The organism is Bradyrhizobium oligotrophicum S58 (assembly GCF_000344805.1).
Lineage (GTDB): Bacteria > Pseudomonadota > Alphaproteobacteria > Rhizobiales > Xanthobacteraceae > Bradyrhizobium > Bradyrhizobium oligotrophicum.
This window is the reverse complement of the sequence record NC_020453.1, coordinates 1,424,648-1,446,352: the sequence shown is the minus strand read 5'-3', so window position 1 is coordinate 1,446,352 and position 21,705 is coordinate 1,424,648. Positions and strand designations below refer to the sequence as shown.

22 protein-coding genes and 1 other RNA gene are annotated in these 21,705 nt (G+C 66.4%); 6 read left to right on the top strand and 17 right to left on the bottom strand.

Features of this window, described 5'->3' with window-relative positions; all coding sequences use genetic code 11:
• Positions 1 to 4 precede the first annotated feature (4 nt).
• Positions 5 to 481 (top strand): hypothetical protein, encoded by a 477-nt coding sequence (locus tag S58_RS06240; RefSeq protein WP_015664407.1) that lies wholly within the window; start codon positions 5 to 7, stop codon positions 479 to 481.
• Here S58_RS06240 and S58_RS06235 read toward each other — a convergent pair.
• The 5 genes from S58_RS06235 to S58_RS06215 form a co-directional block, all read right to left on the bottom strand.
• A complete protein-coding gene (locus S58_RS06235) occupies positions 456 to 869 on the bottom strand; it encodes a VOC family protein (RefSeq protein WP_015664406.1) in 414 nt (137 codons plus the stop codon). The genes S58_RS06240 and S58_RS06235 overlap by 26 nt on opposite strands.
• Positions 870 to 899: 30 nt before the next feature.
• Positions 900 to 1,313, bottom strand: a complete 414-nt coding sequence (locus tag S58_RS06230) for a DoxX family protein (protein ID WP_015664405.1) — start codon at positions 1,311 to 1,313, stop codon at positions 900 to 902.
• 96 nt (positions 1,314 to 1,409) lie between these two features.
• The gene (locus S58_RS06225; RefSeq protein WP_015664404.1) at positions 1,410 to 2,681 is read right to left on the bottom strand and encodes an RNA polymerase sigma factor; all 1,272 of its coding nucleotides are present in this window, start codon (positions 2,679 to 2,681) and stop codon (positions 1,410 to 1,412) included.
• Positions 2,678 to 3,046: a YciI family protein gene (locus tag S58_RS06220; protein WP_015664403.1), complete on the bottom strand. Its 369-nt coding sequence runs from the start codon at positions 3,044 to 3,046 to the stop codon at positions 2,678 to 2,680. The genes S58_RS06225 and S58_RS06220 overlap by 4 nt, the downstream gene beginning before the upstream one ends.
• A 93-nt stretch (positions 3,047 to 3,139) precedes the next feature.
• Entirely contained in the window at positions 3,140 to 3,478 is a 339-nt protein-coding gene (locus tag S58_RS06215; protein WP_015664402.1) for a hypothetical protein, read from the bottom strand.
• 89 nt (positions 3,479 to 3,567) lie between these two features.
• Between S58_RS06215 and S58_RS06210 the strand changes: the two genes are divergently transcribed.
• Positions 3,568 to 4,533, top strand: a complete 966-nt coding sequence (locus tag S58_RS06210) for a 2-hydroxyacid dehydrogenase (RefSeq protein WP_015664401.1) — start codon at positions 3,568 to 3,570, stop codon at positions 4,531 to 4,533.
• 4 nt (positions 4,534 to 4,537) lie between these two features.
• Here the strand turns inward: S58_RS06210 and S58_RS06205 are convergent, their stop codons facing one another.
• Positions 4,538 to 5,200 (bottom strand): TetR/AcrR family transcriptional regulator, encoded by a 663-nt coding sequence (locus S58_RS06205; protein WP_015664400.1) that lies wholly within the window; start codon positions 5,198 to 5,200, stop codon positions 4,538 to 4,540.
• 91 nt (positions 5,201 to 5,291) lie between these two features.
• On the opposite strand from S58_RS06205, the gene S58_RS06200 reads away from it, so the two are divergent.
• Entirely contained in the window at positions 5,292 to 5,936 is a 645-nt protein-coding gene (locus S58_RS06200) for a glutathione binding-like protein (RefSeq protein ID WP_015664399.1), read from the top strand.
• Positions 5,937 to 6,093: 157 nt separating this feature from the next.
• Entirely contained in the window at positions 6,094 to 10,851 is a 4,758-nt protein-coding gene (locus S58_RS06195; protein ID WP_015664398.1) for a DUF3320 domain-containing protein, read from the top strand.
• A gap of 44 nt (positions 10,852 to 10,895) precedes the next feature.
• Here S58_RS06195 and ybgC read toward each other — a convergent pair whose 3' ends face one another.
• The 8 genes from ybgC to S58_RS06155 form a co-directional block, all read right to left on the bottom strand.
• Complete coding sequence (gene ybgC, locus S58_RS06190) at positions 10,896 to 11,345, bottom strand: tol-pal system-associated acyl-CoA thioesterase (protein ID WP_083938798.1); 450 nt, start codon at positions 11,343 to 11,345, stop codon at positions 10,896 to 10,898.
• Positions 11,346 to 11,417: 72 nt separating this feature from the next.
• Positions 11,418 to 12,338 (bottom strand): metallophosphoesterase, encoded by a 921-nt coding sequence (locus S58_RS06185; RefSeq protein WP_015664396.1) that lies wholly within the window; start codon positions 12,336 to 12,338, stop codon positions 11,418 to 11,420.
• A 71-nt stretch (positions 12,339 to 12,409) separates the two neighbouring features.
• Positions 12,410 to 12,838 carry an NUDIX hydrolase gene (locus S58_RS06180; RefSeq protein WP_173424417.1) on the bottom strand — a complete coding sequence of 143 codons (429 nt, stop codon included), beginning with the start codon at positions 12,836 to 12,838 and terminating at the stop codon, positions 12,410 to 12,412.
• Positions 12,839 to 12,843: 5 nt separating this feature from the next.
• Positions 12,844 to 13,887, bottom strand: a complete 1,044-nt coding sequence (gene ruvB, locus S58_RS06175) for a Holliday junction branch migration DNA helicase RuvB (protein WP_015664394.1) — start codon at positions 13,885 to 13,887, stop codon at positions 12,844 to 12,846.
• The gene (locus tag S58_RS06170) at positions 13,884 to 14,303 is read right to left on the bottom strand and encodes a cytidine deaminase (RefSeq protein WP_015664393.1); all 420 of its coding nucleotides are present in this window, start codon (positions 14,301 to 14,303) and stop codon (positions 13,884 to 13,886) included. Before S58_RS06170 ends, ruvB begins: the two co-directional genes overlap by 4 nt.
• Positions 14,304 to 14,349: 46 nt before the next feature.
• Entirely contained in the window at positions 14,350 to 14,967 is a 618-nt protein-coding gene (gene ruvA / locus S58_RS06165; RefSeq protein ID WP_015664392.1) for a Holliday junction branch migration protein RuvA, read from the bottom strand.
• A complete protein-coding gene (gene ruvC / locus S58_RS06160) occupies positions 14,964 to 15,491 on the bottom strand; it encodes a crossover junction endodeoxyribonuclease RuvC (protein ID WP_015664391.1) in 528 nt (175 codons plus the stop codon). The genes ruvA and ruvC overlap by 4 nt, the downstream gene beginning before the upstream one ends.
• A gap of 74 nt (positions 15,492 to 15,565) precedes the next feature.
• Positions 15,566 to 16,312, bottom strand: a complete 747-nt coding sequence (locus tag S58_RS06155) for a YebC/PmpR family DNA-binding transcriptional regulator (RefSeq protein ID WP_015664390.1) — start codon at positions 16,310 to 16,312, stop codon at positions 15,566 to 15,568.
• A gap of 223 nt (positions 16,313 to 16,535) precedes the next feature.
• Here S58_RS06155 and S58_RS06150 point away from each other — a divergent pair, with 223 nt between their 5' ends.
• Together S58_RS06150 and S58_RS06145 are read left to right on the top strand one after the other, a co-directional pair.
• On the top strand, positions 16,536 to 18,284 hold the full coding sequence (locus S58_RS06150; RefSeq protein ID WP_015664389.1) for a methyl-accepting chemotaxis protein: 1,749 nt from the start codon (positions 16,536 to 16,538) through the stop codon (positions 18,282 to 18,284).
• Positions 18,285 to 18,341: 57 nt separating this feature from the next.
• Positions 18,342 to 19,772: a methyl-accepting chemotaxis protein gene (locus S58_RS06145; RefSeq protein ID WP_015664388.1), complete on the top strand. Its 1,431-nt coding sequence runs from the start codon at positions 18,342 to 18,344 to the stop codon at positions 19,770 to 19,772.
• 9 nt (positions 19,773 to 19,781) lie between these two features.
• Here S58_RS06145 and S58_RS06140 read toward each other — a convergent pair whose 3' ends face one another.
• The 3 genes from S58_RS06140 to ssrS form a co-directional block, all read right to left on the bottom strand.
• Positions 19,782 to 20,606, bottom strand: a complete 825-nt coding sequence (locus tag S58_RS06140) for a TIGR00282 family metallophosphoesterase (protein WP_015664387.1) — start codon at positions 20,604 to 20,606, stop codon at positions 19,782 to 19,784.
• A gap of 1 nt (position 20,607) precedes the next feature.
• Positions 20,608 to 21,189, bottom strand: coding sequence for a 5-formyltetrahydrofolate cyclo-ligase (locus S58_RS06135; protein ID WP_042340584.1), 582 nt, complete (start codon positions 21,187 to 21,189; stop codon positions 20,608 to 20,610).
• Between the two features lie 108 nt (positions 21,190 to 21,297).
• Positions 21,298 to 21,458, bottom strand: a non-coding RNA gene (ssrS, locus tag S58_RS35965) — 6S RNA.
• Between the last annotated feature and the right edge of the window lie 247 nt (positions 21,459 to 21,705).

Below are 21,705 nucleotides of genomic sequence, written 5' to 3'. Positions count from 1 at the left end.
GGCGATGCCGAGCCGGATCCGCATCATCCTGACACTGCTGCTCGCGGTCGTGTTGTGGGCGATCGTGACGATGCTGGCGCGCGCCGACGTCCGCATCATCTCCTCGCCCGGCGGCGAGGTGGGACCGTTCCTCGACCTGTTCGAGAAGGTCCGCGCCTCCGGCGAGCGCGTGATCATCGACGGACCCTGCCTGTCTGCGTGCACGCTCGTGCTGAGCCTCGTGCCTGAAGAGCGCATCTGCGTGACGCGCCGCGCCGTGCTCGGCTTCCACGCCGCGCGCTCGGTCGACCGGCGCGGCCGCACCTATGCGGAGCCGGAGGCCTCGAAGCTGGTGCTGCAGACCTATCCCACGCCGGTGCGCGGCTGGATCGAGCGCCGCGGCGGCTTGACGTCGCGGCTTCTGCTGTTGCGCGGGCGCGAGTTGAAGGCGATGTACGGCGCGTGCCGATCCCCGCTCAATAGCCCTCAGCCGGGCAATTGATCATCCAAGGGATGCCGAAGCGATCGACGCCCATGCCAAAACCCTTGGACCAGAACGTCTTGCCGAACGGCATGGTGACGGCGCCGCCTTCGAGCAGCGCGCTGAACTTGCGCTCGGCCTCGGCGACGTCAGCGATCTGGAGCGAGACCGAAATTCCGTGCGGCTTGCCTTGATAATATTCGGGCGGCGAGTCGGAGGCCATCAGGACATCACCGCCGATCGAGAAGCGGACGTGCATGATCCGGTCCTTGTGCTCCGGCGCAGAGGGCATCTCCGGCGGCGCCTCGCCGTAGCGCATCATCATGTCGATCTTGGCACCGAGCGCCTCGCCATAATGCTTGAGGGCCTGCTCGCAGTCGCCGTTGAAGGTGAGATAGGGACAGATCATCGCTTCCTCCTTGGTTGAAAGGGTCACGTGTCAGCGCAGTCGCGGCAGCAGGGCGCGCAGGCGGCGGTCGCGCAGCCACAACCCGCCCCACAGCATCAGCCCGAGATAGAGGCCGAACAGCACGTGGCTGAACAGCGGGCTGCCGATACGGACATGCGAGGCGATGGCGCCGCCGAGATAGCCAGTGAGCAGGATGGCGCCGACGAACGATGTCGGCGGCAACGCATAAAGCACGGTGCAGAGAAGCGTGATCAGGCCGAGCGCGCGCGCCATGGCGTCGCTGGCACCATAGCCCATCTGGTCCATCGTCTGTGTGACGACCGGCAGGGGAATGAGCTTGATCGCGCCGTCGAACAGCAGGAACAGCGTCACCAGCCCGCTCAGAACCCGGCCGCTCCACAATTCGGCGCGCGAGACCGGCTCTTGCAACGTGATCGTCGACATCTGCAGCTCCTCTCCGTGATGCTGCTCCAAGGACGAATGGAGTGTCGTGCCGCCGACAGCCCGGCGAAAAATTTCGGCTCAAACCTCAGCAGGAGTTCACTGGCTCGCCCGAGCCTGCGCCGTGGCGCTGTCACGCATCAGGCGGTCGAGCTGCATGCGGATATGCGCCGCCTCGGCCGAGCTGTGCGCCAGCGCGATGGCGCGGTCGAAGGCCGTCCGCGCCTCGTCGTTGCGCCCGAGCTGCATCAGCAGCGCACCACGCACGCCGAAGAAATAGAAGTAGTTGGCAAGCCGCCCCTCCAGTGGCGCGATCAAATCGAGGGCGGCCTGCGCGCCACGCACCTTGGAGACGGCGACGGCGCGATTGAGCGTTACGACCGGCGAAGGCTGCACCACTTCGAGCGCGCCATAGAGCAGGTCGATCTGCGTCCAGTCGGTGTCTTCAGGCCGGGCGGCGCGCGAATGCAACGCCGCGATCGCCGCCTGGATCTGGTAGGGGCCGCTGCGACGATGCCGCATCGCCTTGTCGATCAGCGCCAGCCCCTCCGCGATCATCGGCTGGTTCCACAATGCGCGATCCTGATCCTCCAGCAGGATCAGCGCTCCCTCCGCGTCGAAGCGCGCCGCGGTGCGCGCATGCTGCAACAGCAGCAGCGCGGTGAGACCCATGATCTCGGGCTCGCCCGGGAACAGCCGCAGCAGCAGCCTCGCCAGCCGGATCGCCTCGTCCGACAGCGGCTTGCGCAGCTCGGCGGTCTCGCCGCCGGCCGAATAGCCCTCATTATAGATCAGGTAGATCATGGCGGCGACCGCCACCAGCCGCTCGGAGCGCTCGACCGCGCCGGGCGTCTCGAACGGCACCTCCGCCTGGGCGACGCGCGCCTTGGCCCGTGTGATGCGCTGCTCCATCGCGGCCTCACTGACCAAGAACGCGCGGGCGATCTGCTTCACCGTGAGCCCGGAGACCACGCGCAACGCCAGCGCGATCTGCTGCGTCGCCGGCAGCTCCTTGTGGCAGCAGATGAACAGCAGCCGCAGGATGTCGTCGCGATAATGCGAGCCGTCGAGCCGGTCGGCGAGCGCGCTCTCGGCATCGTCGAGATCGGAGATGGCTTCATCGTCCGGCAGCGGCTGCTCGCGGCGGACGCGCCGGACATCGTCGATCGCGGCATTGCGCCCGACCATGATCAGCCACGCCGCGGGATCGCGCGGCGGCCCGTTCTGCGGCCAGCTCTTCAGCGCACGCAGGCAGGCGTTCTGGAACGCCTCCTCGGCGGTGTCGAGGTCGCGGAAATAGCGCAGCAGCGCGCCGACGGCCTGGGGACGCGCTGATGTCAGGGCAGCATCGATCCAGGCCGCATCGGTCATGCCAGCACTCCGCCCGGCCTGAACGTGCCGACGGGACGAATCTCGTAGGAGCCGCCGGGATTGGCCTCGCCGAGCTCGCGCGCGACCGCGAGCGCCTCGTCGAGATTGGCGCAATCGACCAGATAGAAGCCGAGCAGTTGCTCCTTGGTCTCGGCATAGGGGCCATCGACCACCAGCGGCGGATCGTCCTTGCGCAGGGTCGTGGCGGCGGTGGTCGGCAGCAGCCGCGCCACCGGGCCGAGCCGCCCCTGCTTGGTGAGCTTCTCCTGCACGATGGCGAGCTTGGCCATGACCGCGGCATCCTGGTCCTTGCTCCAGGTGCAGACGACATCCTCGTCATGATAGCAGAGCAGCGCGTACAGCATCGGAAGGCATCTCCATTCGTCTTCAAGACGGCGGAGTATGCCTCTGGCCGACACGCCAGCGAAGAATTTTTCGCGGGTTCCGCGCCGGCGCGACTACCACGAGATGCCGTATTTGGCGGCGATGTTCCGCGCCCGCGTCTCCTGGGCGCTCTCGCGCGGCTGCTTGGCGCGCCCGGCCTGCCGCTGCGACTGGCCCTGGCCCTGCCCTTGACCTTGCCCCTGGCTTTGGCCTGCCGCGGTCTGGCCGCCCTGGCTGCCTGCAGCTTGCGCCATACCGGGCGCGCCACCGCCCTGCTGGCCGGCCTGCGGCTGACCGCCGCCCTTGCCGAGGGAAATGCCGTTGGCCGACAGGATCGAGCCGACATCGATGGTCTGGGCCTGGGCCGAGGCGGATGCGATGACGAAAGCGGTGGCGAGAAGCAATTTGCGCATGACGATGTCTCCGTGTTGATGGCACGGAGATTGGCCTGCCCGCACGATCTGGTATGTGGGACAGGTCACTTAAGCTCGAGGACCTCTAGATGACCAAAGGCGCGCTGGCGCTCCTGATCCATGGCGGCACCGACAACTGGTCGCCGCAGCGCTGGAAAGCGCGTTTCGACGACGTCTGCGGCGACCGGCCCGTCGTGCTGCTGCCCGATGCCGGGCTCGATCCGGCTGACGTGCATTATGCGGCGGTGTGGAAGCCGGCCCCCGGCGAGCTCGCCGGCTTTCCGAACCTGCGCGTCATCTTCAACCTCGGCGCCGGCGTCGATGCGCTGATGGCCGACAAGACCTTGCCCCAAGTGCCGCTGGTCCGGGTCGCGGTCGACGATCTCACCGCGCGCATGACCGAATACGTCGTTCTCCATGTGCTGATGCATCATCGGCAGGAGCTGTATTTGCGCGAATCGCAGCGCGTGAAGCGCTGGGCGCCGAAATATCAGTGGCCGGCGGCCGCGATCAATGTCGGCATTCTCGGGCTGGGCACGCTCGGGCTCGATGCGGCCGATGTGCTCAAGCGTCTCGGCTTTCAGGTCGCCGGCTGGAGCCGCAGCGAAAAGCAGGCCGACGGCATCGAAAGCTTCCACGGCGCGGCACAGCTCGATGCGTTCCTGGCGCGGACCGACATCCTGGTGTCGCTGCTGCCGCTGACGCCGGACACAACGGGCATTCTCGACCGCAAGATGTTCACCAAGCTGCGACGCAGCTCGCCGCTCGGCGCACCGGTCATGATCAATGCCGGACGCGGCCGCCTGCAGAACGAACCGGACATTCTCTCCTGCCTCGACGACGGCACGCTCGGCGCGGTGTCGCTCGATGTGTTCGGCCGGGAGCCGCTGCCGGCCGATAGCCCGTTCTGGACCCATCCGAAGGTGGTGCTGACGCCGCACAATGCGGCCGATACCGATGCCGACGCGATCTCGCGCTATGTCGCCGAGCAGATCGCGACGTTCGAGGCCGGCGGCGCGCTGCGCAATCTGGTCGATCGCGTCAGGGGGTATTGAAACGCTATCTGGCGCCGGTAATGACGTCGATCGCCCCTGCGACGATCGCCTCCAATTCCTTGCGCGGCGCCCGGGCGCGGGCGCGGATCGCGATCGAGTGGATCGTCGCCGACGCCAGTTGTGCCAGCACGACGGGGTCGGCGCCTTCGGGGAGCTCGCCCTTCTCCTTGGCAAGGCGGAAGCAACGCGCGAACGCCTTGTCGAGCTCGGTCAGCGCGTTCTGCACCATGGCGCGGATGTCGGGATCGGCGATCGCCTCCGAGCCCGCGGTCATGACCGTGAAGCAGCCGCGCGGTCCGTCCGCCCCGGAGAGATAGATGTCGAGGGCAGCGGCATAGATCCGCTCGAGCCGTTCGCGGACCGGCCAGTCGTGCCGAAAGATGTCGCCGATCACCGCACGGGCGTTGTCGCGATAGCGCTGATAGCTCTTGATGTAGAGCTCGCGCTTGTCGCCGAACGCGCCATAGAGGCTCGGCCGGTTCATGCCGGTGGCGGCGCTGAGATCGTCGAGCGAGGTCGCGGCAAAGCCTGTCGTCCGGAACAGGTCGAGCGCCTTGCCGAGCGCGACATCCGGCTCATAGGCCCGCGGCCGCCCGCGCCGCTTCGGCTCGACGGGCTCATCAGCTTTTTCCGGAGCCTCCGAAGGCCCCTTCTTTTTTTGTACCATCTCGCAATCAATTCCTTGACCAACCCCATATTATGCGAGACAGTATAAAAATCAATCAACGCTCCGGCCAAGGAGCCCCGAGGAGACACCCATGGACCTGTATTTCTCGCCGCTCGCCTGCTCGCTTGCCACCCGCATCGCACTCTATGAAGCCGGCGCCACGACGAATTATCTCGAGGTCGATCCGAAGACCAAGATCGTGCTCAACGACGGATCGGACTTCCGCGCCGTCAATCCGCTCGGCCTCGTGCCGACGTTGCGCACCGATGACGGCGAGCTGCTGACCGAGAATGCAGCGATCCTCCAATATGTCGCGGACCGCTTTCCGGAAGCGAAGCTCGGCACCGGCCCCGGCATCGATCGCAGCCGTCTGCATCAATGGCTCTGCTTCATCGGGACCGAATTGCACAAGGGACTGTTCATTCCGATCCTCGACAAGACCGCCCCGGACGACATGAAGAGCCACGTCCTGAAGAAGAACCTGTCGCGCCTCGATCATCTCGACCACCATCTGCGCGGCCGCGAGTTTCTGCTCGATCATTTCACCGTCGCCGACGCCTATCTCGTGACCGTGATCAACTGGACCATGGCTACGCCGCCGATCCAGCTCGCCAAATGGCCGGAGGTGAAGACCTATTATGAACGTCTGCGCGTACGCCCGTCGATCGCGCGCGCCATCGCCGAGGAGTTCGAGCTCTACAAGGCGGAACTGGCGCGGCATAAGGCGGCGGCCTAGCTGCAGGCATGTCTCATCTCCTCCACACGAGGAGATGAGACACCGGATCCCATAAACAGCCAGACAGCTCGTGCCGCGCTTGACCGCGGCGAGTGCGGGTTGCAATCCTCGAATCGCAGGAGGATTGCATTTGGCAGGCCCATCCGTAAGAGACCGATTGCTGGCTGACCGACGCGCGTTGCTCGATTTGGGCACGCGCAACCGGCTCGTGCACATCCCGCTCAAGACGAAGACCATCCGCACCATCGACATCGTCGGCGCACGCTCCGCGACGATCTTCGAGCTGCTTGGCGAAGGCAAGCGCCTCACCTTCCTTGCATCGAAGGCGGAGACCACGACGAATCCCGACGAGACGACTACTGCGGCTGCACCTCCCCTCAAACCTGCCCCCAAGTCCGACACGTCCCCTGCCGAGACTAAGCAGAGCGGAGATGATTCGGAGGCGCAGCGCCGGCAAGCCGATACGCGACTCCAGACCCGCTTGTCGTCCGAGGCACTGCAGAAACGGCTGCTCGACATCTGGTACGACGCCAGAACGCTCGAGGAAGAGCAGGGCGTCAACATTCTCTATCTCGCCTTCGGACTGCTGAAATGGTTCGAGGACGACAAATCCGACGTCGAGCGCTTCGCTCCGCTGGTGCTGCTGCCGGTCCGGCTGGAACGCAGCAGCGCCGCCGATCGGTTTCATCTGGTCTCGCGCGCGGAGCCGCCCTCGCCCAACCTCTCGCTTCAGGCCAAGCTCGACGGAGAATTCGGGCTGAAGCTGCAGGACTTCGGCGACGAGGATGACGTCGACATCGATGCTTATCTCGCCGGCATCGCCGAGACCGTCGCGAACAAGAAGAGATGGGAGGTCAAGGCCGACGCGATCGTCCTCGGCTTCTTCTCATTCTCCAAGTTCCTGATGTATCGCGATCTCGATCCGGAGAACTGGCCCGCGGATGGCGGGCTCGATCGCCACCCACTGATCGCAGCACTGCTGCAGAACGGTTTCGAAGCATCGGAGCCGATCGTGGCCGACGATGGCAAGATCGATTCCGTGATCCAGCCGTTGGCGATGAACCATGTCGTCGACGCCGATTCGTCGCAGGCCGTGGTGATCGAGGAAGTGGTCCGGGGGCGCGATCTCGTCGTCAAGGGCCCGCCTGGGACCGGCAAGTCGCAGACCATCACCAACATCATCGCGTCCGCCGCTGCGGAAGGGAAAACCGTGCTCTTCGTCGCCGAGAAGATGGCGGCGCTGGACGTCGTGCATCGTCGGCTGAAAGGCGTCGGCCTCGGCTCGCTCGCGCTCGAGCTGCACTCCAACAAGGCGAACAAGCGCGTCCTGCTGGAGGAGCTGAAGCGCTGTAAATCTGCTGCCGTCCCGGCGCCGCGCGGCGAGGCGACGCTGGTGCAGCGCCTGACCGACAGCCGTGACAGTCTCAATCGCCACGCCGACATGATGCACCAGCCGCATCGACCGAGCGAGCTGACGCCCTTCCGGCTGCTCGGCCATCTCATCCGTTGCTGGGAGGCGTCGGCGCAGCCGGCGCTGCCCTTGCAGGGCGCGCCATCCTGGTCTCCGTTGGACTTTGAACGGCGACGCGAGCTGGTCGTCGAACTGGCCGACCGGATCGAATCAGACGGTGCGCCTCACCTGCATCCGTGGCGCGGCGTCGGCCGCGATGCGCTCGACCCAGCCGAGATGGCGGAGCTGCTGACATCGCTGGACGGCATTTCGAACCTCATCGGCCGCGTAACCACAGGCGCGGCGCGCGTCGGCACGCTGCTCGAGCTGCCGGCGCCTGTCGCTCTGGCCGATGCCACAGACGTGTTTGCGTTTGCGGAAGCGGCTGCCGCGATGCCGGAATGCGACCGCGCGGCGTTTCGCGATCCGATCTGGAGCCGGCCGCACGAGGTCGCCGACATCGTCGACAAGGGACTTCGCTACGCCAGACTGAGAACCGCGTTCGAGCAGGCATTCGTCGAGTCCGCCTGGGACGCGTCGGTCGCCGATTGCCGCAAGGTGATCGCGGAGAAAGGCCGCTCGTGGCTACGCATGCTGAGCTCGCGCTATCGCGCGCAGATGGCGTTGCTGGCGTCCTACCTGAAGGTGCCAATGCCGAAAACGCTCGAGCAGCGGCTTCTGCTGGTCGACGGTCTCGTCGCCGCGCAGGCCGCGCGCCGGTCGTTCGAGGAGGTCGAGGGTGCAGGCCGCGCAGCGTTCGGGACGGCATGGAATAAGGAGCAGTCGGATTGGGACGCGCTTTCCAGATTGGTGACCTGGTGGTCGGCGTTCCCAAAGCCGTTTGCGAGCGATGAGACGCGCCAGCGGCTGACGCAGCTGACGCTGTCGTCCGATGATCGGCAATCGATCGAACATCTCGGCACGGATCTCACGGGTCTGAGGTCTGACCTGCAAAAGCTCATCGACTTTCTTCAGTTGGAGCCCACCCGCATTCCGCTCGACGACGGCGATCGGATTCGGTTCGACGAGCTGTCGCAGACCCTGTCGGAGTGGAGGAACTCGACCGAGCGCCTCACCCGGTGGATTGCGTTCATGGACCGGGTCCGCCTCGCCCGCGCGGATGGTCTCGCAGCGTTGGTCGATCGCACGCTCGACGGCTCGCTCTCCGGCGACGCGCTGGAACAGACCTTCGACAGGTCCTACTACGAAGTCATGCGCAGCGTGATCTTCGCCGACCATCCCGAGCTGAAGCGCTTCGACGGGGAATCGCACGACCGGCTGGTCGACGGCTTTCGCAAGCTCGACGTCGCGCGCATGCAGTTAGCCCGCGACCAGATTGCCCATGAGCATGCGGCGGCGCTGCCGCGCAACGCCGGCGGCATCGGGCCGCTCGGGGTGCTGAACGGCGAACTCGCCAAGAAGCGCAATCATCTGCCGATCCGCCAGTTGCTGGAACGCGCCGGCCCGGTGGTGCAGCAGATCAAGCCGATCTTCCTGATGAGCCCGCTGTCGGTCGCCCAGTTCCTGAAACCGGGCGCGATGGCCTTCGATCTGCTCGTCGTCGACGAGGCCTCACAGATCGAGCCCGTCGATGCGCTCGGCGCGGTGGCGCGGTGCCGGCAAATGGTGGTCGTGGGCGACGAGCGCCAGCTGCCGCCGACGCGCTTCTTCGCGAAGCTCACCGGCAACGATGACGACGACAATGATGACGAGGAGCAGCCGACCTTCCAGGTCAAGGACGCGGAAAGCATTCTCGATCTCTGCCTCGCCAAGGGCCTGTCGCATCGGATGCTGAACTGGCACTATCGCAGCAAGCACCAGTCGCTGATCGCCGTCTCCAACAAGCAGTTCTACGATAACAGGCTGTTCATCGTGCCGAGCCCCTACGACGCCGTCGCGGGAATGGGATTGAAGTTCAACTACAATCCCGACGCGCATTACGAGCGCGGCAACAGCCGGACCAATCCGAGGGAAGCGCGGATCGTGGCTGAGGCCGTCATGCGCCATGCCCGCGAGACGCCTGAGAAAAGCCTCGGAGTCGCGACCTTCTCGGTGGCGCAGCGGCAGGCGATCCAGGATCAGCTCGAACTGTTGCGGAAGGAAAGCCCCGGCACCGAGGAGTTCTTCGTCCGCGGCACCAGCGAGCCGTTCTTCGTGAAGAACCTCGAGAACATCCAGGGCGACGAGCGCGACGTCATCTTCATCTCCATGGGTTATGGCCGGACCAAGGAAGGCTTCGTCTCGATGAGCTTCGGCCCGTTGAATTCGGACGGCGGCGAGCGGCGGCTGAACGTGCTGATCTCTCGGGCCAAGCTGCGCTGCGAGGTGTTTTCCTCGATCACCGGTGACGACATCGATCTGTCGCGCGCCAAAGGCCGCGGCATCGCGGCGCTCAAGACCTTCCTGACGTTTGCACAGACCGGGCAGCTCGGCATCGCTCACGAGACGGGCCGCGACCCCGATTCGGTGTTCGAGGAGCAGGTCGCCGCCAGGCTGGGGGCGCTCGGCCACGAGGTGAAGACGCAGATCGGCACCGCAGGATTCTTCGTCGATCTCGCCATCGTCGATCCTGACAAGCCGGGCCGCTTCCTGCTGGGCATCGAATGCGACGGCGCCCAGTATCACGCGTCCCGATCGGCGCGAGACCGCGACCGCCTGCGACAGAACGTGCTGGAAGCGCATGGCTGGGTGCTGCATCGCATCTGGTCTACGGATTGGTTTCTGCGGCCAAAGGAAGAAACCGAGAAGGTCGTCCGCGCCATCGAGGCGGCCAAGGCGCATTGGCGCGAAATCGACGAAGGCGCCGCCCAGGCGACTGCCGAACCTCTGGCACGCACGGAAACGCCGAGGCCGGAGGAGACCGAGATCCGCGTTGCAGAGATCGTCCCACAGGCACCCATTGTGGTTCCTTACGAGGAGGCAAAGCTGCGGGTGCGCCGGGAGGTCGAGCCGCACGAGACGTCGCTGGCCGACATGATGCGGCACGTCATCGAGATCGTCACGGTCGAAGGACCGGTGCATGAGTCGGAGATCATCGTCCGCATCCGGTCGGCCTGGGGTCTGGCCCGCGCCGGCAATCGGATCCGCGATGCCGTGCGTGCCGCGCTGAGGTCAGCAACGTCGAAGGGAAAACTCTCGGAGGGTCCGTTCTACGCGGTGCCCGGACAAGCGCCGGTCGTGCGCAGCCGCGAGGACGTGCAGTCGACGACGCTGCGAAAGCCGGAGATGCTGCCGCCGGACGAGATCAAGGTGGCGATCATCCAGGTGGTGGAGCAGAACTACGGAGCCGAGGAAGATCAGCTGATCCAGGCCGTGGCCCGACTGTTCGGCTTCGGATCGACCAGCGCCCAGCTCCGCGAGGCCGTTCACGGCAGTCTCGACGAACTTCTCTCTGCCGGGCGCCTGCGTCGTGAGGGAGCATTGGTGACCAAACCGCAGGAGGCATCAGCGGCTCCTCAGGACTGACCGGCAACGCCGCAGCTGATGCGGCCATGATCCCGCGAGCCGGGCTAAACCACGTCCGCCTTCAACAGATCACGCAGCGGCTTTGGAATCGGCTGCGCCTTGCCGCCGCTGATGAAGGCAACGCGGACGTCGGCCTTGACGAGCACCTCGTCGCCACGCCGCACCTCCTGCGCCAGCATGATCGAGGCGCCCTTCACCGCGATCGGCCAGGTCACGACGTCGAGCACGTCGTCCATGCGTGCCGGCCGCAGGAAGTCGAGCGTCATCGAGCGGACGACGAAGGCGAAGCCCGGCGCCTCGCTGGCCGCCTCCGCGAACAGCGCGTGCTGCTCTGCGCCCATCAGCCGCAGATGATTGGTGCGGCCGCGCTCCATGTAGCGGAGATAGTTGGCGTGATAGACGATTCCGGAGAAATCCGTATCTTCGTAGTAGACGCGCACCTGCATGTGGTGGCGGCCGTCACGGACCTTGCCGTCGAGATGTTGATGGGTCACCGGATGCCCTCGATTGCCGAGCCGAATGGTCGTTTCGCCCAATTCGACCGCCCGCGCAAGCGCCCGAACGACCTACGAGGTCACCTCCACGGGTTCTCCACCGAGGCTCACCAGCACGATCTCCGGCGGCATGCCGATCCGCACCGGCATGATGCTGCAGCCGAGCCCGCCGGAAACGATGACGTCGCATTGCGTGCGGATGTGGCCATAGGCGAGATTGACGCCGTTGCGGATGGGAACGGCCGGCGACCAGCCGAGCACCCGGACCTGCCCGCCATGCGTATGCCCGGAAAGCTGCAGCGCCACCCGCGACGGCACGCGCAGCGCAACGTCCGGCTCATGCGCCAGCAGGATCACCGGCGCGCTGTCTGTCACCTTGCGCAGCGTGCCCGCGAGATCATCGACGCCGATCCGCGGCACGGATCGAAAGCGTCTGGCCGGCATGTAGGCCAGCTGATCACCGAGGCCGGCGAGCCAGAAGGCATGCCCATTCTTGCTGAGGCGCACGACCTCGTTCTCATAGACCGGAATGCCCGCGGCCTCCAGCGCCCGCTGAGCGACCGGCGCACCGCGGCCGTCGCGCTGCACGGTTCGATCATCCCAGTAGTCGTGGTTGCCGAGAATGGCATGGACGCCCAGCGGCGCCTTCAGGCCACCCAGCACCGGCGCCCAGGCCGCCGCATCGATGCGTCCAATGTGATGACGATGACCGGCGACGTAGTCGCCGAGCAGGACGATCAGGTCCGGTTGCAGCGCGTTGGTCCGCGCGACGATGCCCTCGATATGCGCCAGCGACATCCAGGGATCGCAGGCGTGAATATCGGCGATCGCCGCGATCTTCAGCTTCAGGCCAGCCGGCCAGTTGTGGGGGCGGACGTGATAGTCGGTGACGCCGAGGCGCAGCGGCTCGACCCCGACGCCATAGGTGGCGGTGGAAAAACCGGTCGCGGCAAGGCCGCCGGAGAATGAGAGAAAACGACGGCGTGACAGCATGGACGAACTCCTCGCACGCAATCTTTTTCCCCGATCATTGCAACCGATTTCGGGTGCGTCTGTGCAGATTGTCAGCAGTTTTGTTTATCGATCAGTTGTTCGTCCCAGAGGCATGACGCGATCGGCAACACATGATCGCGGGTCAGAGGTGCAAGCACCAGATCTGACGCGGCTGATGGATCGACCCAGATGACCTCGTCGATTTCGCGGTTCGGCACGATCTGGCCGATCACTTCGGCGACGTAGAGATTCGCACATACGCGACAATCGGGCTCATTGGCTGCGACCGCATCGAATTCGCCGAGCATTCGAATGGAAGTCGGAACCAGGCGACAACCGATTTCTTCTTCAATTTCACGCGACAAGGCCGCGACATCATCTTCGCCGGCATCGCGCTTGCCGCCGGGCTGCATGAACGCCTCCGTGCCTCGCTTGCGCACGAGCAGCACCTGCCCGTTGCGATCGAAGATCAATGCGGCGACGACCTCGATCGTGTCCATATCCATCATTCTTCCTGATCGCCGAACAGGCCGAACTGGCTGGGATCGCGGTTCGGCTCGGCCATGCCGAGATGTTTGAACGCGTGCGAGGTCAGCAGCCGGCCGCGCGGGGTGCGCTGCAGATAGCCGCATTGGATCAGGTAGGGCTCGATGATGTCCTCGATCGCATCGCGCGGCTCCGATAGCGCTGCCGCCATGGTCTCGACGCCGACCGGCCCACCACCGTAGTTCAGCGCGATCGTCGTCAGATAGCGCCGGTCCATGGCATCGAGCCCCGCGGCATCGACTTCGAGCGCGCTCAGCGCGTGATCGGCGATGGCGCGGTCGATCGCGGTCGCATCGGCCGCGGATGCGAAGTCGCGCACGCGGCGCAGGAGGCGCCCGGCGATACGCGGCGTGCCACGGGCGCGGCGCGCGATCTCGTTGGCGCCGTCGGCGGTCATGCCGACCCCGAGCACGCGGGCGCCGCGCGTCACGATGCCTTCCAGCTCCTCGACGGTGTAGAAATTCAACCGGATCGGAATGCCGAAGCGATCACGCAAAGGATTGGTCAGCAGGCCCGCGCGCGTGGTGGCGCCGACCAGGGTGAATTTCGACAGGTCGATCTTGACCGAGCGCGCCGCAGGGCCCTCGCCGATGATCAGATCGAGCTGAAAATCCTCCATCGCCGGATAGAGCACCTCCTCGACCGCAGGACTGAGACGATGGATCTCGTCGATGAACAACACGTCGCGCTCTTCGAGATTTGTGAGTAGGGCCGCGAGATCGCCCGCCTTGGCAATGACCGGCCCTGACGTGGCGCGGAAGCCGACGCCGAGCTCGCGCGCGACGATCTGCGCCAGCGTGGTCTTGCCGAGGCCGGGGGGACCTACGAACAGCACGTGGTCGAGCGCCTCACCGCGCTTGCGCGCCGCCTCGATGAAGATCGACAGATTGGCGCGCGCCTGCTGCTGGCCGACGAACTCCGACAATTGCTGCGGACGCAGCGCGGTGTCGCCGACATCGTCGGAGCGCCGCTCCGGACTGACCATGCGCGCAGGCGGCTTCATTCGTTGCCACGCCTGTATTTGTTCGGCAGCAGTTCGCCGATGGTCACCGCCGCAGGCCCCTTGCCGTTCGACGGCACGATGACCCGCGCCTTCGCGTCGTAGTCATGGATCAGCTCGCGGCAGGTGCCGCAGGGCGAGACCACCGCGACCTCGCCGGGCTCGCCAGGCTTGGGATGGCGCACCGCGACGATGGTCTCGATGCCGTGATCACCATGCTCGGTGATGGCGCGGCCGATCGCGATCGCCTCGGCGCAGACGGCGTTGCGGCCGAGATAGGCGTCGATGTTGACGCCGGTGATGATGCGGCCGTCGCGGGTGCGCATGGCCGCGCCGACCTCCTGCCAGTCGTTGCGGTAGCGGCTCTTCACCGCCGATGCGGCCGCCTCGATCAGCTCCTTGTCCTTCTTGCTCACCATGGGGGAAACGAATGTCCTTCTGTTCGCCCGGCCGGGCGACGATAGCCTATTTCGCCAGCTCTTTGAGGCCGAGGCGGATGAGTTGCGCGGTCTCGGCCTGGTCGCCGGCAGCGCGCGAGGCGGCAGCGATGGCGGCGGCCGCCTGCGGCTGGCCGTAGCCGAGGTTGATGAGTGCGGAGATCGCATCCGCGATCGGCTGCGGCGCGCGCGACTCTTCGATCGCCCCGGACAGGCGCGCCGCGCCGGGATCGACATTGGCAAACGCCGGTGCCTTGTCCTTCAGCTCGGTTACGATGCGCTCGGCCACCTTCGGGCCGACGCCCGGTGTCCGCGCCACCGCAGCCTTGTCGCGCAGCGCGATGGCGTTGGCGAGATCGGCCGGCGGCAAGGTGCCGAGGACGGCGAGGGCGACCTTGGCGCCGACGCCCTGCACCGTCTGCAAAAGGCGAAACCATTCCCGTTCGACATCCGAGCGAAAACCGAACAGCTTGATCTGGTCCTCGCGCACATAGGTCTCGATCGACAATGTGGCGGCTTCACCCGGCGACGGCAAGTGCTGCAGCGTGCGGGCCGAGCAGTGCACCTGATAACCGACGCCGCCGACATCGAGGATCACGAAGTCCTCGCTGAAGGAGTCGATCAGCCCCTTGAGCTTGCCGATCATAGCCCGGCCACTTTCTGGCGCAGCGCATGGCCCTGGCGATGATGGGCATGGGTAATCGCGATCGCGAGTGCGTCGGCGGCGTCCGCCGACGGCGGATCGGCCTTGGGCAGCAGGATCTTCAGCATCACCGCGATCTGGCCCTTGTCGGCGTGGCCGGCGCCCACGACGGTCTTCTTGACCTGGTTGGGAGCGTATTCGGCGACCGAAATTCCGAACATTGCCGGCGCCAGCATGGCGATGCCGCGGGCCTGGCCGAGCTTCAAGGTCGCAACGCCGTCCTTGTTGACGAAGGTCTGCTCGACGGCCGCCTCCATCGGGGTGAAGCGGCCGAGCACGGCCGAAAGCCCCTCATGGATCGCGAGCAGCCGGCTCGCCAAAGGCAGGTCGTCGGGCGGCTCGACCGAGCCGCAGCCGACATAGATCAGCCGGTTGCCCTCGCTCTCGATCACGCCCCAGCCGGTGCGGCGGAGGCCGGGATCGATCCCGATGATGCGGACGGCTGCGCGAATCGGCTGGGCTTTCATGAGTTAGAGATAGCCTCGCGCCACGCCGGTGGAAACATAAACAGAACGGCCGGAGCGGTGTGGTTAAGTGCCCGTCAACCGCCCATCTTCGCCATCAGCGCGTCCGAGATCTCGAAATTGGCATAGACGTTCTGGACGTCGTCGTGCTCGTTCAGCAGATCCATCAGCTTCAACAGCTTCTCGGCGGTCTCGTCGTCGACAGCGACGGTGTTCTGCGGCTTCCAGGTCAGCGCCGCCTTGCGCGGCTCGCCGAACTTGGCCTCGAGATTCTTGGCGACCTCGCGCAGGCTCTCCGGCGAGGCATAGACCTCATGCCCCCCCTCCCCCGAAATCACGTCGTCGGCGCCGGCCTCGATCGCGGCATCCAGCACCGCGTCGTCGGAGGCGACGCTGCGGTCGAATTCGATGATGCCGACGCGGTCGAACATGAACGACACCGAGCCGGTTTCGCCGAGATTGCCGCCGGACTTCGTAAAGTAGGAGCGGATGTCGGAGGCGGCGCGGTTGCGGTTGTCGGTCAGCGCCTCGACGATGACGGCGACGCCGCCCGGGCCATAGCCCTCGTAGCGGATCTCGTCATAGTTGTCGCCCTCGCCGCCGAGCGCCTTCTTGATCGCCCGCTCGATGTTGTCCTTCGGCATGTTCTCGGCCCGGGCCGCGACCACGGCTGCGCGCAGCCGCGGGTTCATCGCCGGATCGGGCGTGCCCAGCTTGGCCGACACCGTAATTTCGCGGGCCAGCTTGCCGAACAGCTTGGACTTCATCGCATCCTGCCGGCCCTTGCGATGCATGATGTTCTTGAATTGGGAATGGCCGGCCATGCGGGATCTCTTGCAATTCGTCTGAGGTCAGTTGCGGAAGCGCGGCCTTATAGGCCGAGGCTTCGTCAAAATCAAAGATTTGGGGTGGTTTCAAGGGTCGGAGCCACCCTGGGAGGACGACCGGGCCGCCTTCCGCCATAAGCCAAGTGTTAACCATGGCTTCACCGTCAAGTGCAAGGATGCGGCGCCTCTGCACCTTTTCACACGGTCTGGCGTCCACCCCATGGCGTTTGGTTTCTTTGCAAGACGTGCCCCTGCGCCCGCCCCCGTGGTCGAGGCCAGGCCGGCGGCTGCGCCCGAACTGCCGGCGGCGTCCGAAACCGATTCGGCCAAGGCCATCCTCGATCTGCTCGAGCTGGAACTCGGCGGCATGATTCGCCAGCTCGAACGCGCAGCCAATGCGGTCGCCAGTGGAGCCGAGGCGACAGCGGGAACGCTGACCGACATCCGCCAGCGCGCCGACGCACTGAGCAGCCGCAGCACTGCCGCGCAGGGCACGGCAGCAACCTTCGCCCAGGCCGCCGAGAAGGTGACGCAGTCCGCGCACGGCATCGGGTCCCAGGTTCAGGACGCCGGCCAGCTCGCCGACCAGGCCAGCGCCGCCGCGCGGGAGGCGCGCGCCAATGTCGACCGGCTGCGGGAATCCTCGGCGGCGATCGGCAATGTCGTCAACCTGATCTCCCAGATCGCACGCCAGACCACGCTTCTCGCGCTCAACTCCACGATCGAGGCCGCCCGCGCGGGCGAGGCCGGCCGCGGCTTCGCGGTGGTCGCGACCGAGGTCAAGGCGCTGGCCGTGCAGACCCAGAACGCGACCGAGGAGATCACCCGCAAGATCGAAGCGCTGCAGAAGGACGCCGCCGGCTCGGCCGACGCCGTGCACCGCATTGCGCAAGCGATCGAGGCGATCCGCCCCGTCTTCGCCAACGTCAATGGCGCCGTCGCCGAGCAGAACCAGACCACCGGCGCGATGTCGGACAGCGCGGCGCAGGCATCGCTCTTCATCTCCTCGGTGGTCGACAGCGCCGCCGACATCGGCAGCGCCACCCAGCAGGCCGAGAGCTATGGCGAGCGCGTCACCAGCGCCGGCCGTGCCGTGACGATGTATGCCCAGAAGCTGAAGGCGCGCTGCGCCGTGCTGCTGCGGCAGGGCGATCGCGCGGCGCGCAGCGGCAACGAGCGCCTGCCCTGCCATCTCAAGCTCGAGATCAAGTCGGGCGCGCGCACGATCCCGGCACAGGTCTACGAGATCTCCAACGACGGCGTGCTGATCACCGGCCCCGAGGCGAGCCGGCTGCCCGTGAACGAGCGCTTCGACGCCGTGCTCGAGGATGTCGGTCCCTGCCGGCTGCGCGTCACCGAGCAGGCCAAGGCCGGCGCCCAGGCGCGGTTCGATGCGCCGGGCGCTGATCTTCGCGAGAAGATCGAGGACAAGCTCTGGGCGCTGCACGAGGAGAACAACGAGTTCGTCGCCCGTGCCATGGAGGCCGGCACCGAGCTGAACCGCATGTTCGAAAGCGCTCTCGCACGCGGCGAGATCACGATCGAGGACATGTTCGATACGAACTATGTCGAGATCCCGGGCACCAATCCGCAGCAGCATCGCAGCCGAATCCTCGATTGGGCGGACCGCACGCTACCGTCGTTCCAGGAGGCCTTCCTGGCCAAGGATCAGCGCATGGCATTCTGCGTCGCGATCGACCGCAACGGCTATCTGCCGGTGCACAACCGGATCTATTCGCATCCGCAGCGGCCGGGCGATGTCGCCTTCAACACCGCCAACAGCCGCAACCGCCGCATCTTCAACGATCCGGCCGGGCTCGCCGCCGGCCGCAACCAGCGGCCCTATCTGATTCAGAGCTACGCGCGCGACATGGGCAACGGCAACACCGTCATGATGCGCGAAATCGACGTGCCGATCCGCGTCCGCGGCCGGCACTGGGGCGGCTTTCGCACCGCCTATAAATTGTGAGCTGAAGCGGAGAGCTGCCGACATCCTGTCGAACTCTTCAAGCCCGGGAGCCTGGAAATGTCCGTTGCGCAACGCGCCATCCTGGAAAGTCACGACGCGCGCACCGGCGCCGAGCGGCTGATCGACGAGATCGCCGACCGCATCGGCGGCCTCGGCGTCGAGCTTGCCGACGTCGCCGGCAACGTCCAGGAGGTCGCCAACCGCGTCAGCTACCAGTCGCAGCGGTTCGGCCATCTGCAGGCCACCGCCAAGACCATGGTGGCCGCGAACCACGACATCGCCACCGCCTCGCAGGCGGTGCAATCCGCGACCTCGGCCGCCGTCGGCGACATCGCGCAGTCGCGCAACGTGGTCGACACCGCGGTGCGGCACATTTCCGAGCTGGTCGATTCGGTCGAGCGGATCGAGCAGCGGCTCGGCTCGGTCGGCGATGCGCTGTCGCAGGTCGCCAAGGTCTCGGTCGCGATCGAAGCGATCGCCAAGCAGACCAACCTTTTGGCGCTCAACGCCACCATCGAGGCCGCGCGCGCCGGCAGCGCCGGACGCGGCTTCGCGGTGGTCGCGAGCGAGGTGAAGTCGCTCGCCGAGGCGACGCGACAGGCCACGCAGCAGATCGGCGACACCCTGCGCGGGCTGGATTCGCAGGTGAAGAGCCTGCTCGGCGAGAGCGGCCAGGCCTCGTCGCGCGCCAAGACCGCGGGCGAAGGCGCCCAGCAGATCGGTGGCATCATCGTCCGCGTCCAGGACGGTTTCACCAGCGTCGGCCAGGAGATCGATGGCGTGGCGAAGGCCGCGACCTCCAATCTCGCGCATTGCGACACGGTCATCAGCGAGCTCGCGGAGCTCGCCAAGGGCGTCGACCAGTCCTCGGTCGAGCTCAAGCAGGCCGACAACCGCATCGCCAGGCTGCTCGACCATTCCGAGGCGCTGATCGGGCTGATCGCCGAGAGCGGCGTTCAGACCACAGACGCGCCGCTGATCAAGGCCGTCGTCGAGACCGCGCGTCAGATCTCGGCGACTTTCGAGGCCGCCATCGACCGCGGCGAGATCACGCTCGCCGACCTGATGGACGAGAACTATCGTGAGATTCCCGGCACCAATCCCAAGCAGTACATGACGCGCTACGTCGAATTCACCGACCGCGTCCTGCCCGCGATCCAGGACCCGATCCAGGGCAGCGATCCGCGCATCGTGTTCTGCGTCGCCTGGGCCCGTGGCGGCTACCTGCCGACGCACAATCCGAACTACCGCAAGCCGCAGGGGCCCGACCCGGTCTGGAACAACGCCAACTGCCGCAATCGCCGGCTGTTCGAGGACCGCGCGGTGAAGAAGGTCGCGGCTGCCAGCAACAAGCCGTTCCTGCTGCAGACCTACCGCCGCGACATGGGCGGCGGGCAGTTCGTGCTGATGAAGGACCTGTCGGCGCCGATCGTCATCAAGGGCCGCCATTGGGGCGCGTTCCGGATGGGTTTTCGCCTCCAGGCCTGACGCCAGCTCTCACGCCCCCCAGAACGAAGGCCTGGCTGGAGACAGCCGGCCGCCGATGCGCACCGGCGCGACCTTGACGGCGAGCCCCGAGGCATCGTCGGTTTCGACCGCGACGCCGCTCAAGGTCGCCTCGCCCATCGCCGGCTCGAACCGCGCCGACGGGATGCCCGACTGGAAACGGCGCAGCGGCTCGTCCTTCTGCATGCCGATGATCGAATCATAGTCGCCGGTCATGCCGGCATCGGTCATGTAGGCGGTGCCGCCCGGCAGGATCTGGTGGTCGGCCGTGGGCACGTGGGTGTGGGTGCCGACGACGAGGCTGGCGCGGCCGTCGCAGAAATAGCCGAGCCCCTGCTTCTCGCTCGAGGCCTCGCAATGCACGTCGACCACAACAGCATCCGCCGCCTCGCGCAGCGGACAGGCGCCGAGCTCGCGCCCGACGGCCGCGAACGGATCGTCGAACGGCGTCATGAAAACGCGGCCGAGCACATTGACCACCAGCGCGCGGGCGCCGTTCTTGGCATCGATCAGCGCAGCGCCGCGGCCGGGCGTGCCCGCCGGATAGTTCGCAGGCCGAACCAGGCGCGGCGCGCGCTCGATGAACACCAGCGCCTCGCGCTGGTCCCATGAATGATTGCCGAGCGTGACCGCGTCGGCGCCGGCATCGACCAGCTCCTGGTAGATCGCCTCGGTGATGCCGAATCCGCCGGCCGCGTTCTCGCCGTTGACGATGACGAGATCGAGCGCCCAGTCGCGGACCAGGCCTGGAAGGTTGTCCGAGACGGCGCTGCGGCCGGCCCGGCCGACAACGTCGCCGACGAAGAGAATTCGCAAATCAACTGCTCCGGAAATCCAAGGTCTCGCGCTCGGTTAGCACATAATCCAGCGCCGCGTCGTGGGCCAGGGCCGGAACGACAGCGGTTTCCTGGATGGCGAAGCCGAGGCCGACGCCGATGACGTGATGCGCCTTCCGCAGGTGCGAAAAGGTGTAGTCGTAGTAGCCGCCGCCATAGCCGATGCGATGGCCGGTGCGGTCGAAGGCTGCGAGCGGCACCAGCATCACGTCCGGCACCAGCTCGGCCGCAACCGGCGATGGCTCGGGAATCCCGAGTGCGCCCATGGTCAGCCGGTCGCCCGGCGACCAGGCCCGGAACGACAGCGAATGGCCGCGTGCCAGGACCACCGGCAGCGCCAGCCGCGCACCTTGTGCTGCCAGCTCGCGCATCAGCGGCGCAGGATCGAACTCGCTGCGGATCGGCGCATAGCCCGAAACCACCGCCCCCGGCTGGATCGCGAACGGCAACCCGCGCGCCGCAATCGCTTGCGCCGCCGCGGCCCGCGCCTCGTCGCTCAATCCGTCGCGCGCGGCGAGCGCGGCCGTCCGCAACTGCTGCTTGGTGTGCTGAGCGGCCTTCATCGGCATGCGATTTGACCTCCACCCGCGGCTGGCGGGCGATCGAACGTTCTCAGAAACGCGGCAGGTCGGCAACCGGAGGGGCAAAGAAGACGGAAGACGAGAGAGAAGCGCGAAGCCGCAATCGCCGTTGAAACGCTCGATCCCGGAGTTCCCTACGAAAGTAGGTGGGCACCATGTGTCCAGGTCCACGGACCTGGCAGGGACAGTTCCCTTAAGGATCGATAAGGCCCCGGGGATATGTTGGTTCCGGACGCGCGTCGCAGCTTCGCTGGGGCAATGTAACCATGACGCGGTGATTTTGCCAGCGGCGGCGCGTGGATTGAGGCGGGACACCGTCGCCTTCATTCGCTGTCGTCGCCCGGCTTGCCGCCTTCGCTGAAGCTCCGGCGCGCCCTGCGTGCCCGTCGCCGCGTCGAAGCCGAAGGCGAAGACGGGACCGGGCGACCCAGTACGCCGTGACGGCAGTGTTTGAACCGAGAGGCCGCGGCGTACTGGATCGCCCGCCTGCGCGGGCGA

Excerpts from the sequence above, each read along its gene's own strand:
- S58_RS06240 (WP_015664407.1), top strand. The coding sequence starts at position 5 with ATGCCGAGCCGGATCCGCATCATCCTGACACTGCTGCTCGCGGTCGTG.
- S58_RS06235 (WP_015664406.1), bottom strand. The coding sequence starts at position 869 with ATGATCTGTCCCTATCTCACCTTCAACGGCGACTGCGAGCAGGCCCTC.
- S58_RS06230 (WP_015664405.1), bottom strand. The coding sequence starts at position 1,313 with ATGTCGACGATCACGTTGCAAGAGCCGGTCTCGCGCGCCGAATTGTGG.
- S58_RS06225 (WP_015664404.1), bottom strand. The coding sequence starts at position 2,681 with ATGACCGATGCGGCCTGGATCGATGCTGCCCTGACATCAGCGCGTCCC.
- S58_RS06220 (WP_015664403.1), bottom strand. The coding sequence starts at position 3,046 with ATGCTGTACGCGCTGCTCTGCTATCATGACGAGGATGTCGTCTGCACC.
- S58_RS06215 (WP_015664402.1), bottom strand. The coding sequence starts at position 3,478 with ATGCGCAAATTGCTTCTCGCCACCGCTTTCGTCATCGCATCCGCCTCG.
- S58_RS06210 (WP_015664401.1), top strand. The coding sequence starts at position 3,568 with ATGACCAAAGGCGCGCTGGCGCTCCTGATCCATGGCGGCACCGACAAC.
- S58_RS06205 (WP_015664400.1), bottom strand. The coding sequence starts at position 5,200 with ATGGTACAAAAAAAGAAGGGGCCTTCGGAGGCTCCGGAAAAAGCTGAT.
- S58_RS06200 (WP_015664399.1), top strand. The coding sequence starts at position 5,292 with ATGGACCTGTATTTCTCGCCGCTCGCCTGCTCGCTTGCCACCCGCATC.
- S58_RS06185 (WP_015664396.1), bottom strand. The coding sequence starts at position 12,338 with ATGCTGTCACGCCGTCGTTTTCTCTCATTCTCCGGCGGCCTTGCCGCG.
- S58_RS06180 (WP_173424417.1), bottom strand. The coding sequence starts at position 12,838 with ATGGACACGATCGAGGTCGTCGCCGCATTGATCTTCGATCGCAACGGG.
- ruvB (WP_015664394.1), bottom strand. The coding sequence starts at position 13,887 with ATGAAGCCGCCTGCGCGCATGGTCAGTCCGGAGCGGCGCTCCGACGAT.
- S58_RS06170 (WP_015664393.1), bottom strand. The coding sequence starts at position 14,303 with ATGGTGAGCAAGAAGGACAAGGAGCTGATCGAGGCGGCCGCATCGGCG.
- ruvA (WP_015664392.1), bottom strand. The coding sequence starts at position 14,967 with ATGATCGGCAAGCTCAAGGGGCTGATCGACTCCTTCAGCGAGGACTTC.
- ruvC (WP_015664391.1), bottom strand. The coding sequence starts at position 15,491 with ATGAAAGCCCAGCCGATTCGCGCAGCCGTCCGCATCATCGGGATCGAT.
- S58_RS06155 (WP_015664390.1), bottom strand. The coding sequence starts at position 16,312 with ATGGCCGGCCATTCCCAATTCAAGAACATCATGCATCGCAAGGGCCGG.
- S58_RS06150 (WP_015664389.1), top strand. The coding sequence starts at position 16,536 with ATGGCGTTTGGTTTCTTTGCAAGACGTGCCCCTGCGCCCGCCCCCGTG.
- S58_RS06145 (WP_015664388.1), top strand. The coding sequence starts at position 18,342 with ATGTCCGTTGCGCAACGCGCCATCCTGGAAAGTCACGACGCGCGCACC.
- S58_RS06135 (WP_042340584.1), bottom strand. The coding sequence starts at position 21,189 with ATGAAGGCCGCTCAGCACACCAAGCAGCAGTTGCGGACGGCCGCGCTC.